Origin of the sequence: Pseudomonas sp. 102515 (assembly GCF_031085165.1) — a bacterium.
Taxonomy (GTDB): Bacteria; Pseudomonadota; Gammaproteobacteria; order Pseudomonadales; family Pseudomonadaceae; genus Chryseomonas.
Map to the genome: position 1 here is coordinate 945,637 of NZ_JAVHTY010000001.1, position 13,387 is coordinate 959,023.

The 13,387-nt window shown below is 66.0% G+C and carries 10 protein-coding genes and 2 pseudogenes; 6 read left to right on the forward strand and 6 right to left on the reverse strand.

The genetic code is table 11. The annotated features are described in order from the left end of the window. Positions 1-40: 40 nt before the first annotated feature. Both RCF34_RS04265 and RCF34_RS04270 read right to left on the reverse strand, forming a co-directional pair. Positions 41-304, reverse strand: a complete 264-nt coding sequence (locus RCF34_RS04265) for a hypothetical protein (protein WP_133861191.1) — start codon at positions 302-304, stop codon at positions 41-43. A 312-nt stretch (positions 305-616) separates the two neighbouring features. After that, positions 617-898, reverse strand: coding sequence for a hypothetical protein (locus RCF34_RS04270; protein WP_308707055.1), 282 nt, complete (start codon positions 896-898; stop codon positions 617-619). 1,110 nt (positions 899-2,008) lie between these two features. Between RCF34_RS04270 and RCF34_RS22920 the strand changes: the two are divergent. The 3 genes and pseudogenes from RCF34_RS22920 to RCF34_RS04280 all read left to right on the forward strand — a co-directional run. After that, positions 2,009-2,404 (forward strand): annotated as a pseudogene (locus RCF34_RS22920) (HAMP domain-containing protein); the annotation flags it as partial. Between the two features lie 102 nt (positions 2,405-2,506). Then, the gene (locus tag RCF34_RS22925) at positions 2,507-3,262 is read left to right on the forward strand and encodes a methyl-accepting chemotaxis protein (RefSeq protein WP_374941158.1); all 756 of its coding nucleotides are present in this window, start codon (positions 2,507-2,509) and stop codon (positions 3,260-3,262) included. Positions 3,263-3,277: 15 nt separating this feature from the next. Next, positions 3,278-4,198, forward strand: coding sequence for a substrate-binding domain-containing protein (locus tag RCF34_RS04280; protein WP_308707057.1), 921 nt, complete (start codon positions 3,278-3,280; stop codon positions 4,196-4,198). 88 nt (positions 4,199-4,286) lie between these two features. Here RCF34_RS04280 and RCF34_RS04285 read toward each other — a convergent pair whose 3' ends face one another. The 3 genes from RCF34_RS04285 to RCF34_RS04295 form a co-directional block, all read right to left on the reverse strand. Beyond that, positions 4,287-7,361 carry an autotransporter domain-containing protein gene (locus RCF34_RS04285; RefSeq protein ID WP_308707058.1) on the reverse strand — a complete coding sequence of 1,025 codons (3,075 nt, stop codon included), beginning with the start codon at positions 7,359-7,361 and terminating at the stop codon, positions 4,287-4,289. Positions 7,362-7,546: 185 nt separating this feature from the next. Then, a complete protein-coding gene (locus RCF34_RS04290) occupies positions 7,547-8,077 on the reverse strand; it encodes a GNAT family N-acetyltransferase (protein ID WP_308707059.1) in 531 nt (176 codons plus the stop codon). Between the two features lie 53 nt (positions 8,078-8,130). Next, positions 8,131-8,373, reverse strand: coding sequence for a DUF1654 domain-containing protein (locus RCF34_RS04295; RefSeq protein WP_308707060.1), 243 nt, complete (start codon positions 8,371-8,373; stop codon positions 8,131-8,133). Positions 8,374-8,905: 532 nt separating this feature from the next. Here RCF34_RS04295 and RCF34_RS22930 point away from each other — a divergent pair. The 3 genes and pseudogenes from RCF34_RS22930 to RCF34_RS04305 form a co-directional block, all read left to right on the forward strand. Next, positions 8,906-9,883, forward strand: a pseudogene (locus RCF34_RS22930) (methyl-accepting chemotaxis protein); the annotation flags it as partial. Beyond that, a complete protein-coding gene (locus RCF34_RS22935; RefSeq protein WP_374941159.1) occupies positions 9,878-10,741 on the forward strand; it encodes a methyl-accepting chemotaxis protein in 864 nt (287 codons plus the stop codon). The pseudogene RCF34_RS22930 and the gene RCF34_RS22935, both read left to right, overlap by 6 nt. A 185-nt stretch (positions 10,742-10,926) precedes the next feature. Beyond that, on the forward strand, positions 10,927-12,918 hold the full coding sequence (locus tag RCF34_RS04305; RefSeq protein WP_308707062.1) for an EAL domain-containing protein: 1,992 nt from the start codon (positions 10,927-10,929) through the stop codon (positions 12,916-12,918). 63 nt (positions 12,919-12,981) lie between these two features. Here the strand turns inward: RCF34_RS04305 and RCF34_RS04310 are convergent, their stop codons facing one another. Further along, positions 12,982-13,380, reverse strand: a complete 399-nt coding sequence (locus tag RCF34_RS04310; protein ID WP_308707063.1) for a hypothetical protein — start codon at positions 13,378-13,380, stop codon at positions 12,982-12,984. Positions 13,381-13,387 lie beyond the last annotated feature (7 nt).

Sequence of the window (13,387 nt, forward strand, 5' to 3'; positions counted from 1 at the left end):
GATCCTGAACGGGCCGCGCAGTGAGAAGCCTGGCGGTGGTTTAGAGGCCGGAGACCGCCGGGGTCTTGGCTGCCACCTGGCCGATCACCGGACTGGGCAGCCGGCAGACGATTTCGCCGATGGCGTTCATTCGCGCCAGGCCACCGTCACCCTTGCAGGCGTGATAGTCGGCGAGATGTTCGGAGGGCGAGTTGCGCAGGCCCTGATCGACAGCGATCACCAGCGCGATGACGCCCAGGCCCAGGGCGACGATTTCGAGCGTGCTGCGGGCACGATACCAGTGGATCGGTCGCGAAAGGCTCATGGCGGCTCCGGAGGCTGGACGAATGATGGCGAAGTGGCCCCTACTCTAATCGTCCTGGCCCGGATGTAAACAGCCGTTGCTCGCCTGGACGATAGCTGTCGTCGGCGAGCCCAGGCCCGTTTTCGGCGCCTCCGGTCAGAGCCTTGGTCCGGCCCTCCTCCTCTCGCCCTCCGGATGCTCCACCAACGGGAGCGTCACGAGCCGATTTCCCTGGACATGAAAGAAGGTGCTAAGCCCTCCTGCGGCAGGCCTCGCCCCTCGCATCGCCCCGCGACTGCCGGTCCGAAACCGGCAGCCGATCGAGGTCAAGACTCAGGGATTTTCCTTGCTGGGCGTCTTGATATAGCCGGGCACGGCGGAATCGGGGGGTGCGTTGCGCCCTTCGGTAGCCGCGGCTCCATTGGCCTGGGCCCGATCCTCCTGCGCCTTGGCCTGCTCCTGGGAGGCCCGCTCGACCTTGCCTTCGGCCGCCTTCTCCTGGGCCTTCTGGCTATGGGCCTGGGCCTCCTGGGCGTGGTCTTCGGAGGTCTTGTCGCACGCCGTCAGGGTTGCGGCGGTAGCCAGTACGAGGGAGCACAACAGAGCTTTGGACATCGGGTATTCCTGAGAAAAGAGACCTTTCAGGGACCTGGAGAAGCACGGGTTGGTTTCTGGCCGGGCACTCGAGCATCGCAACCTGAGGTGTCCGTCGCACGGTGGCGCTATTCGAGCCCCCGACCCGTGCCTGGCCGTCAGGGGATGCAGCTGCCCGTCCAGCACGCGAAACGGCACGCCAGGCTCTGGCGCGAGCGCTGGCGGGTGTCGACGACAGCTGATCGCCCGGCGAAGGCCGCACGTCCGCAGACCTGCGGAAAGGTCAGGGGATAAGACTAGGCTGCGGTGATGTTGGCCATGGACAGGCATCGAGACGCACGATGACGCTCGCCGCCGGTGGCCTCCTGCCTCAACACCGATAACAAGCAGGGAACAACCATGACGCTTCTTCAACGGGTAGTCGGCGGCATTGCACTTCTGGTGCTCTTGCTGCTGGGCATCGTCGCCGTGAGCTTCACCAGTACCCAGTCGATCCATGAGCGCCTGACGGTCATCACCGAGCAATCCGCGCCGCTCGGCCAGGCCGTCGGCGAAATCAACGTGCAGCTGCTGGGTGCCAACCAGACCCTGCTCAGTCTGCTGGCCGAGACCGATTCCGCCCCGATCGCCACGCACGAGAGGCAATTCCAGCAGCAGTTCGCCGACTACCTGCAGTTGCACCAGCGCTTGCCGGCGCTGTTGCGCGACCATGACCAACTGACCCAGGCGCTCGATCAGGAGCGGAAGCTGGGCAACGCCTATGGCGACCAGGCGAAAACCCTCATCGACAGCTACCGCCAGCTGGTCGCCATCCGCCGCGAAACCCGCACCCTGCAGGGCTATGCCACCCCGGAGGCCAATCGGCTGTCCAGCTACCTGCAGGCCTACAGTGCGCAACAGAAGGCCGAAGGCGCCGCCGCGGCGGTCCGCGCCGCCCAGATGCTGCTGATCGAGACGGACAAGACCTATGCCGCCTTCGCGGCCCAGGCGGCCCGCCTGGATCTGCCAGGCCTGGCGGTGACGCTCGACCAGCAGCAGGATGTCATCACGGATCGGCTGCGCGCCCTGGCCGCCATCGACGAGCGCAGCGCGCGCATCGTGGGAGTGATGGTCACCCGTCTGCTGCACGAGATGACCGCGCCCGATGGCCTGCGCCAGGCCTATGAGCGGCAGGCCGCGGCCGAGGCCCAGTTCGACGCCCAGCGCCAGCGTACCGGCACCGCCCTGCAGGCGACCCTGGATGCGCTGCGTACCCTCAGCGCCGGTGCCGTCGCCGTGGCGCAGCAAGCCAAGAGCGATACCGATGCCAGCGTGACCACCAGCCGCCAGGTTCTGGCCATCGTTGCCCTGCTGGCGATCTGCGCCGCCGTGATCATCGGCCTGTGGGTCGCACGCGGCCTGCGACGCCCCCTGCAGGCGTTCCGCGACTCGCTGCGCCGGGTCACGGCCGGCGATCTGCGGGTCCAGTTCGATGTGCGTCGCAAGGACGAATTCAGCGAACTGGGCGGCTATCTCAACGAGTTGATCCGCTCGCTGCAGACCACGGTGGAGACCCTCACCCAGTCGGCCGACGACCTCCGGCGTACCGCCCAAGCCAATGCCGACATCAGTGCCAGTACCACCCGCGCCGTGGAGGAGCAGACCGAGCGTCTCGGCTCCGCCGCCTCGGCGATGACCCAGATGGAAAGCACCGTGGCCGAGGTGGCCCAGCGCGCCATCGACACCAAGGCTGCGGTCGACCACACCTTCGAACTGAGCACGGCGACCGGCACCACCGTCGCCGAGACCATCGACAGCATCCAGCGCCAGGCTCGGCAGATCCAGGTCGCCGCCCAGGCCACCGATGAATTGCAGGGCTACGGCCAGAGCATCGACGGCATCGTCGACGCCATCCGCAACATCGCCGAGCAGACCAACCTGCTCGCCCTCAACGCCGCCATCGAAGCCGCCCGCGCCGGTGAGCAGGGCCGCGGCTTCGCCGTGGTCGCCGACGAGGTACGTTCCCTCGCCAGTCGTACCCAGGCCTCCACCAGCGAGATCCAGCAACAGATCGAACAGATGCAGCAGAAGATCCATTCGGTGGTGGACATCATGGGGGTGAGCCGCGCCCAGTCCGGGGAGTGCGTGCAACTGGCCTCCTCCGCCCGAGAAGCCCTGCAAAGCATGAGCCAGGCGGTCGGCACCATCCGCGAGATGAATACCCAGATCGCCGCTGCCACCGAAGAGCAGAGCGCCACCGTGCAGGAAACCAGCCGCATGATGGTGCAGATCAACGACGCCGCGCTCAGGGCTGCCGAAGGTGCCGACAGCGCCGCGCAGAGCAGCGAGGACCTCTCGCTCATGGCCAGCCGGCAGCGCGAGCTGCTGCAACGTTTCAGTGTCTGACCGGGGGACCGACTCATGTTCAAGCCCAAGCTTCGCCTTCTCGCCGGTCTCGTCCTGGCCGCCACCTGGGTCAACCTGGCCCAGGCCAGCGCCCCGCTGATCGGCGTCCTGACCTCCAAGCGCGACAACTTCCGTACCCTGCTGATCAACAATGTCGAGGAACGCGCCCATACCCTGGACGCCGATCTCTTCCTGGAAAACGCCAACAGTGACAGCGCCCTGCAACTGCGCCAGTACCGCAACCTGATCGCCGCCCATGTCGATGCGGTCATCGTCAATCTCATCGACGACAGCAATACCCAGGAAATGCTGTCCCTGGCGATGAGCAGCAAGGTGCCGCTGGTGTTCATCAACTATCGCCCCAACGTCTCTCCCCTGCCCGCCTATGCCGGCTTCGTCGGCTCGGACGAGGTGGAAGCCGCGACGATGCAGATGGAGGAGCTGGCTCGCCGTGCCGGCTACAGGGGCAAGGTGGCCATCCTGATGGGCGAACCGGCCCACCCGGCGACCAAGCTGCGCACCGAAAGCGTCGAGAAGGTCGTCGCCAAGTACCCCGACATGCAGGTGGTGGTGAAGGCCTCGGCCAACTGGCAGCGCAGCGAGGCGACCGAACGCGTCCTGCAGTGGGTCGACAAGGGTGTGGCCTTCGATATCGTCGCCGCCAACAACGACGAGATGGCCATCGGCGCGATCCGCGGTCTGGAAAAGGCCGGCAAGCCGCTGGCGAAATACCTGGTGGGCGGCATCGACGGCACCCCCGACGGGCTCCAGGAGATGCGCGAGGGCAAGCTGGCGGTCAGTGTGCTGCAGGACGCCAAGGGCCAGGGCCAGGGCGCGGTGGACATGGCCCTGCGGCTGGCCAACGGCTCCACCAGCAGCAATCTCACCCGGGTCCCCTTCCAGCTGATCACGCCGGACAATCTGGCGTCCTTCTAGCCCTCACCGCAGGCAGGCTGTCCGTTTCCGGCAGCCGCCCTGTCCCGACCAGGCGCCCTGCCCCGTCGGACGGTCAGGGCGCCTTTTCTCAGAAGCGCCAGCTGAGCCGGGCCTTGAGGTCCTGGTCCTTGGCATGACTGCTCAGCTGTCCGTCATAGTCCAACCCCAGCGATACCGTCTCGCTCAGCGCCAGGTCCAGGGCGCCGCGCACCACCGCTGCGTCCCGCGCAATGGGCGCCCCCACCAGCTTGAAGTCCGGACCACCGGCGAAGGCCGACTCATGCTCGGGGGTAGTGTCGCCGAAGGCATGGCGCCAGCCCAGCGTCGCGCTCGGTATCACCTTCAGCCCACCCAGGGGCTTGGCCGCCAGGCGCAGACCCAGGGTGCTGAAGGTCGCATCGGTCGTCTGCCGACGACTGTCCAGCTCCAGCGTGCCGCTGCGTTCGCGAAAGGCATCGGTCTGCAGATGCACCTGGGCCAGATTGGCGAAGGGCTCCAGACTCAGGCTGCCCTGCTCGATCCGATAGGCCAGTTCGCCGAAGGCCTGGCTGGTACCGGCGTCGTACTCCGGCGCCAGGCGCTGGTCGTTACCGAGGATCGCCAGGTTGCGCCGCGCCTCCACCCGATGCCAGCTATGGGCCAGGCCCAGCTTGAGGCTGAGGGCATCCCACTGCTGGCCGGCATAGAGGCCCAGGTGGTAGTCCGTGCTGTCTGCCGAGCCGGATTCACCGCGCAGGTCGAGATCGGTGTGGCCGAAGCCCACCAGCCCGCCGATGCGCCAACCGCCGTCCAGGGGCACGTCGCTGCCGATCAGCAGGCCACGGCTGTGGCTGTCCAGGCTGCTGGCGTCGCGACTGCCGTCGTTGCGACCCCAGGCGCCGAGGGCCTGGGTCCAGACCAGCCCGCGCTCGCGACTACCAGCCAGACCCTGAATGCCGGAGCTGGACGGAAGCTCGTCCTGGGCATCGCTCAGGCGGTCGCTCATGGCATTGCGCACCAGCCGGCTGTTTTCCACCAGCACGGTCTTGGTCGAGGCGTGCAGTTCGTTGCCCAGGCTCTGGAAGGTGCTGCGGGCGCCGGCGGCGTTGGTCGCGGCCACCTGCTTCCACAACGCATTGCCGGCCCCGGCGCTATCCAGGCCCGGCGCGGCGGCGCGGGCGTTGCGGCCGTCGGCCAGATCGGCGAAGGCCATGCCATTGCGCGCCAGGCTCAGGGTCGCCTGGTTGGCGTCATAGCTCAGGGTCGGGGTGAGAAAGGCGAAGTCTGACTGGATCTGGCCGAAGCGCCCACTCAGGCCATTGCCCGCGCTCAGCATCTGATAGCTGCCCAGCGGCTGCCAGTAGGGGCTGGAAACCAGCGCCAGGGTGGCGCCATTGACGGTGATGCTGCCCGTGGCCACCAGGCGATCGGCGCGGCCGCTGGCATCGGTCTCGACCTGGTAGATCGAGCCCTGGTCGAGGCTCGCGTTGCCGTTGACGTTGAGTTGCCCCACCGAGTTGCCAGGCGCGAGGATGCCCCCCTGGGCCACGCGCAAGCTGGCGAGACTGCCATTGCCGCCGAGGGTGGCGCCGTTATTCACAGTGACCGCCGAATTGCCGAGGTTGCCGTTGATGGCCAGGCGGCCCTGGTTGACGCGGGTGGTACCGGCGAAGTCGCTGTTGCCGGTCAGGCTCAGGGAGCCGGCCCCGGTCTTCACCAGGCTGCCGCTGCCGTGCAGGTTGTTGGCCAGGCTGCCGTTGACCGACTGGTCCAGCACCAGGGTGGCATTGTCGGTGATGTCGCCGCTGCCGAAGGCTTGGGCATAACCGCGCAGGGTGCCGCCGTTGATCACCGTCCCGCCGCTGTAGGTATTGAAGCCGCTGAGGGTGAGTTCGCCGCTGCCGTTCTTGGTCAGGCTGCCGCTGCCGCCGATGTCGTTGCGCCAGGCGTCGCGGGCGTTGAAGCCACCCTGGCTCGCGTCCATGTTGACGCTGACATTGCCATTGAAGGCGGCGTAGCCGTCGGCCGCGGCCATCACGTTGAGGCGACCGTAGCCGTTGGATTCGTCGATGACCACATAGCCCGAAGACAGCTCGGTGCTGGCCAGGATGTCGCGGCGCTGACTGGCGGTGAGATAGGGAAAGCGCGTTTCCAGCAGCACCTCGGCGTTGACCGGTACCACCGGTGCCAGGTTGGTCGGGCCGACGGGGGCGAAACCGTAGGTCATGCGCGCGGTGTACAGCGCTCGCTCCTGGGCATGCTGGGATTGCTGGTCGGTGGCCGGATCGATCCTGTCCACGCAGTTGTTGATGTCGCCGCCGCACTGCTGGGCGAAGTAGGCCTGGGCCTGGGCGAAGGCATCGCTGCGCAGCTGGGCGTTGCTGACCAGGTTGTCGATGGCGAAATAGGTGGCGGTGATGCGGCCACCGATCACGTCCAGCGGCGAGTGCATGCCGGCGACGATGCGGTTGTTGCCCAGCTCGGAGGCGCGGAAGAGTTCCTCGCCCAGGCGCTGGGGCACGGCGTAGCCGAAGCCCATGGCCGCCAGGTAGGCCGCGTTGGTATGGCCGCTGGGAAAGCCGCCGTCGCTCTGCGGCGTGGCGCTGAGCGCCGGGCGCAACGACAGCGGCACGATGTCCACGCTGGCTTGCCGCCAGGGCCGCGGATACTGGTAGGCGTTCTTGGCCGGGGTGGTGGAGGCATCGTTGCGGATCGCCTGGACCAGCTGCACCACCTTGCCCAGTTGCGAGTTGGCGTCGCCAGCACCGTTGCCGTTGTCGTTGTACTTGGTGGTCTGGGTGGAGGCGTCGAACACCGGGATGGTGGTGAAGGCGCGGGAGCCAGCCAGGTAGCCATTGGCCAGGGAACCCAGGCCGCTGATCAGGCTGTAGCTCTGGTCGCGGCGGTCATCGTAGTAGGCCGCTGTCTCCTGGGCTTGGGTGCGGGTCTTCGCGAGGTCGACCACGTACTGGATATTGCCCTGCAGGATGGGCGCCCCGAAGGCGGTGGGCGTGCCGGTGTTCCAAGTGGCGCCGGGCGTCCAGAGCTTGTTGTAGCCTGACAGCAGATCGACGCCATTGATGGCGTTGTTGCCCGAACGGCTGGCCGCCTGCACCGAAAGCGCCAACAGCGACGCCGCGAACACGACCGTCAACATCGCGGGCTCGTTACCTGAACGTTTCATCAGCTCTTCTCCTTGGCCCTGTGGATACAACTTGTTACAAGCTGTCCTGGGGCGGCGAGACTAGAGCGGTGATATGACGGTGTGGCGGCGATTTGGAGGCGGTATCACGACATCCCATGACGCTCGGGACCGTGACCTAGAGTCCGGCGGGGAGCGGGTGGCAGTGGGGGGGTGGTAGGGACGCGCTAGCTGCGGCGTAACCCGTCCAGATCACACCAGAGGTGCAGCTTGGCGAGCAAGCTATCCCCCACGGCGACCGCCAGCGGCTCGCTGCCGAAGAGTCTGAAGCCCGCCTGCCCGTACAGTGCCAGGGCGGCATGATTGCCCTCGGTCACCGTGAGCTGAACGACCCTGAGCCTGGGCAGCCCCTGCGCATGGGTCAGCAGTTCGTCCAGCAGGCCCTTCGCGATTCCCAGACGCCGATGACGATCAGGTACGTACAGCCCGAACAGGGTCGCCTTGTGCCGGACCTTTTCCCGTGTCTCGAGGCCAAGACCGACAACGCCCAGCAGATCCGCCCCCTGGGTTGCTCCCCAGACCCGCTCTTGCGCCTGGTCCTTCTCTTGCAGCCGACGCTGCCACCAGTCGAGTGGCAGTGCCGCCCGCTCCTCGGGGCTGGAGGTGAAGGCTTCCGGATGTCGGGCATAGGCGCCCAGCATCAGTTGCCGGTAGGCGGGGGCCCAGGTAGGCCCCAGACGCTGGATATTCATGGCCAACCTCCTCTTCCAGCGACAAGCCGCTTACGAAGCCAGCGCTGTGTCATGACCGCTCAGAAATCGTCGTAGCTGACCTTCCAGAACAGGTCGATGCTGCCGTCATCGCGATGGGCCACGATCAGTCCTTCGGTCTCGCCAAAGGCTTCAAGCAGCAGTTCCCAGTCCTCGTTGCTCGCTTCCAGGCGCTCCACATGGACGTGCTTGTCGATGACCCCGCGCGCGTTGTTCACCAGCCGCGACACCCGCATCGTCAGGCGATCATAGGAGGTCAGCTGGGATGACTGGCTCTGGGCCATGGGCACAGGCTCCATAACTGTTCTTTTATACAGTAGTTCTCGAGCCAGCTGATTGGCAAGTTGCCAGGCACCTCAATCCGTCAGCGGCCCCTGCAAATCAACGTCGGGGGACCCTGTTCGCCCTGCGTTGGCCCGAGAGGAAACCCGGGGTTCCCCATGATGGCGACGCGCCGTCCATCCAGGAATAGCCACCAGCCATCTCTGGAAAAGGCGTGACATGGATCACTTTTCCATGACCGGGGTCAGACCAATCCACAACGCTCAGGGCGCTCTCGATGAGCGCCCCGCGTCCCGCCGGGCTACCGCCCGGTATCGGCGAGCAACGAAGGACTGCACCTCCATGGCGTCAGGTATTCAGAGCCCGTCCGCGGGCCTAAAGATATCGCGATAACAAACCACCGTGAATCCGGCTGAGGTGCTTCCACCCGGCCCTCCTCTCCAGGTAGTCCACATGCAGCACAATGGCTGGAATTTCCTCAGCAACATCAGCGTCCGGGCCAAGCTGGCGCTCGGCTTCTCACTGCTCATCGGCATGATCCTGCTGGTGGCCTACACCGGATGGCAGGCTACGGACGCCCTGCGCGATCGCAGCGAAAGAATCGGCGACATCTCCGGATTCAGCACTCTGGCGCGCGACATGCGCATCGAGCGACTCGTCTACATCGTCAAGGCCGACGATGCCCAGGCGGCCAAATGGCTGGCTGCGCTCGACAGGCTCGAAGCCCAGTTGCAGAGCATCATTCCCAACTTCAACTCGAAGACCAACGAGGCCTTGCTGAGCGAAGCCCAGGCCGCCCTCAAGCGCTATCGGGACTTCTATAACCAGGTCGTGACCGCCACACGAGAGCGTGCGGCCGTCCAGCAGGCGGCGACTGCGACGGCGGGAGCGGCCAACACCTATCTGCTGGCCTTGGCCACGGCGGCCAACGCCCAGGAAGGGCGATCCGAAGATCGCCAGCAGTTGGCAGCCCTCTTCATCGACCTGCAGCAGATGCGCATTGCCCTGCGTAGCTATGCCACCACGCCCACCCAGGAAAACGAGGCCGCTGCCCATGGCGCCCTGGACAGTATCCAGGCAAAGGTCAAACGACTCGGTACGACCAGCACCCTGCCGACCGAGACGCTGCAGAAGCTTGCCAATGAACTCGCCGGCTACCAGCAGCGCCTGCAACAGCTGATCACCACCCAGGTCCAGGTGGATCAGGGTCAGGCCGGTATCACCACCACCATCACCACGTTGCTATCGGTGGCCGACAAGCTCACTGCGATCCAGAAGGAATTCCAACTGACGGATGTGAGCGGTGCACGTCAGCTGTTGCTGGCATGGCTGGCCATCGCGATCGCCCTGGGGCTCCTGGGCGCCTGGCTGATCACCCGGTCCATCGTCCGCCCGCTGAAGGACACCGTCCTCCTGGCGCAGACGGTCGCCAACGGTGATTTCACCCACCAGCTGGATGTCACCCGCCAGGATGAACTGGGCGCGCTGCAGACCAGCATGCAGCAGATGACTAGCAACCTCCGCGGGCTCATCGGCGAGGTGAAGGATGGCGTCGTTCAGGTCGCCAGTGCCGCCGAGCAGCTGTCGGCGGTGACCGAGCAGACCAGTGCCGGGGTGCAATCCCAGAAGGTCGAGACCGATCAGATCGCCACTGCGATGCAGGAAATGACGGCGACCACCCACGAAGTGGCGCGCAACGCCGGGGCCGCCGCGCGCTCGGCGCTCGAGGCCAGTCAGCAGGCCCAGCAGGGTGACCAGGCCGTCAGCAAGGCGGTCGCCCAGATCGAGCTGCTGGCCGGCGAAATGGCATCGACCAAACTCGCCATGGCCACCCTGCGCGATCATGCCGACAGCATCGGCGGCGTGCTCGACGTGATCAAGGCCGTTTCCGAGCAGACCAACCTGCTGGCGCTCAATGCCGCCATCGAAGCCGCCCGCGCCGGCGAGGCGGGACGCGGCTTCGCCGTGGTCGCCGACGAGGTCCGCGGCCTGGCCCAGCGCACCCGCTCCTCGACCGACGAGATCGCCCAGCTCATCACCGGTCTGCACCAGAGCACCGATCGCATGGCGACGGTGCTCGACCACAACGTGCAGCTGACCGAGAGCAGTGTCGGCCTGTCCCGCGAGGCGGGCGAGATGCTCAAGCGCATCACCCGGTCGGTCAAGGACATCGAGTCGATGAACGAGCAGATCGCCTGCGCAGCGGAACAGCAGGGCACGGCGGGTGAAGAGATCAGCCGCAGCGTGACCAATGTCCGCGACATCTCCGAGCAGACCGCCGCTGCCAGCGAGGAGACCGCCTCCTCCAGCACGGAGCTGGCGCGCATCGGCGTACGCCTCCAGGAGATGACCCGCCGCTTCCAGGTCTGAGAACAGCCCGAGCCTCTCCCACAGCGGCCTGCGGGAGAGGCTCGAGCCGTCAGGTTCTCCAACTCAACCGCCGGTCATTTCGGCTGAATCCCTAAGCCAGCGGCCGGTCATAAAGTGCCATCATATTGATATTATCAATGTCAGTTATCGGACATTGATATCTCCCCTGCCAGTCCAGGTCACACATGAAAACCTCACCAGAGCTGGGTCGGCTTGTCGATCAGACGCTTGCTGTGCCGGTCGGGCCCCTTGCCTTCGCCTCGGTGCTGGAGCGCCTGTTTCAGCTGGACATCCACAAGCAGCGCACGCGTCACCTCACTCGCTGCCTGCTCATCGGCACCCTGAGCTACGACAGCTTTCTGATCTGGTGGTGGCTGCTGCTGCAAGACGCCCTGCCCTGGGCTGCCGCCCAGATGCTGGGGATCGCGACCCCCTTCGCGCTGTGGATCGTGCTGCTGCTGCGGGTAGTCCCGGTGCGCTGGCGAGAAACCCTGGCCCTGCTGCCTTTCTACGTGGGCCTGCTGGTGGTCTACAACCTGGTGATCAATGGTCCCGCGGGCAGGGAGATGAACCAGACGCTGTTCATCTTCACCTGGCCACTGATGCTGGCCTTCGTCAACACCTGCATGAAGAGTCCGCTGCTGCCGGCCCTGCTGTTCAACGGCTTCGCCCTCTCGGTGATCGCCCTTGCCGTCCATGCAGCGCCGGTGTCACCGATCGTGGGCGGGCTGATGATGACCAACGCCATCGTGATGGCGTTCTTTTCGCTATTGGCCAGTTACTGGCTCAACGTCGAAGGGCGCCGATCCTATCTCTACAAGCTACGTGAAGAAGTCCGCCTGGCTTCACTCAATTCGGCCAATCAGGATCTGCAGATCCTCTCGGAAACGGATTCCCTTACCGGGCTCGCCAATCGTCGTCAGCTCCGCCCGCTCCTGGAAGCCTTCTGGCAACGGCGCCTGGCTGGAGAGCAAGGCGCCGTGCTGCTGATCGACGTGGATCACTTCAAGCGCTACAACGACTACTACGGCCACCTCGCCGGTGATGACTGCCTGCGCTCCGTGGCCAAGGCCCTGGCGGTCGGGCTGGGCCCGGGTGACAGGATCGGTCGCTATGGTGGCGAGGAGTTCGTCGTCCTTCTGGACCGGATCGGCCCGGCCGAGGCGCTGGACGTGGCGGAGGCCATCCTGGAACGCGTTCGTGACCTGCAGATCCCGCACCAGGGGCGTCAGGACGACAAGACCCAGGTCACCGTCAGCATCGGCATCGCCCGCAGCGGCCTGGCCGGTCTGAGCAGCGCCGACGACCTACTGGACTGTGCCGACCGCGCGCTTTATCGCGCCAAGCGCGATGGCCGTGACCGGGTCTTCGAAGGGGGCGTCGATGCCATCCTGGGCGCACCGCTCGACCATGCCGAGCTGCTCACCCCGGAAGATGTCCGCAAGGGGCTCGCGAGCAACCAATTCCTGCTGCACTACCAACCCATCTATCGCGTCGAGCCCAAGCAGGTGACGGGTTACGAAGCACTGCTGCGCTGGCAGCACCCGACCCTGGGCATGGTCTCGCCGGAGGTCTTCATCCCGCTGGCTGAACAGGGCAACTTCATCATCGCCCTGGGCGAGTGGGTGGTGAAGGAGGCCTGTCTCGCGGCCAGTCAGTGGCCCCCGCATCTGAGCGTCTCCATCAATCTTTCGCCGTTGCAATTCGCCGATCCCATGCTGCACGAGCGGGTGTCTGCGGCCCTCCGACTCTCGCGCCTGGCGCCCAACCGCCTCGTGCTGGAAGTCACCGAAGGGGTGGAACTGGTCATAGATACCAGGACCCGCCAGTCCTTCGCCCTCCTCCAGCTGCTGGGCATCCGCATGGCCCTGGACGACTTCGGCAGCGGCTTCGCCGGCCTGGGCCCCATCCTCGAACTGCCCTTCCAGCTGATCAAGCTCGATCGCCGAATCCTGGCGATCCAGGACGAGGAACAGCGTGGCCAGGTCCTGACCTCCCTGTTGTTGCTGGGCGAGGCCATGAAGCTCGAGGTGCTCTGCGAAGGCGTGGAGACCCCGGAACAACTGGCGCTGCTGCAGCATCTGGGTGTCCGGCTCGCCCAGGGCTATCTGCTGGGCAGGCCCGCGGCCGCTCCGAGCGGTCAGGAACTCCAGCTGATGGCGTCCCTGGAAGCCTGAGACACGGCCGCTAGTCGCCTGCTCGCCTCATGACGGCAGCCTGCAAAGAGGCCACCGGCTCGTCTAGAAGATCGCCAGGCTATCCAGCACCGCCGTGCAGAGCGCGCTTCCATAGGTGACCACACCCAGCGGTACCCCTACCGCAGCGCCCAGGATCAGGGCGCAGACCAGCAGCGCCACCAGCGGTATCCCGAACACGGGCTGCACCAGGAAATCACCGCGGCTGTTCTCCCCGGCCACTTTTGCCTTGGAGGCCTCTGCCGGGTTGCCGGCTTCGGACCGGGCGCGGGTGGGCTGCCCCGGCGGCTGACGTCCTGGCCTAACCTTGCCTTCCATCTCGATCAGGTCGGCGATATCGGCGAGGGTCCCGCTGTTGCGGGTGATCTGCTCATGAGCAGCGCGGAGGGAATCGGGCTTGGCCGTGCGGCCTGCACCGCGAGGCGGTCTTCGAGAGGTGGTCATAGTGCAA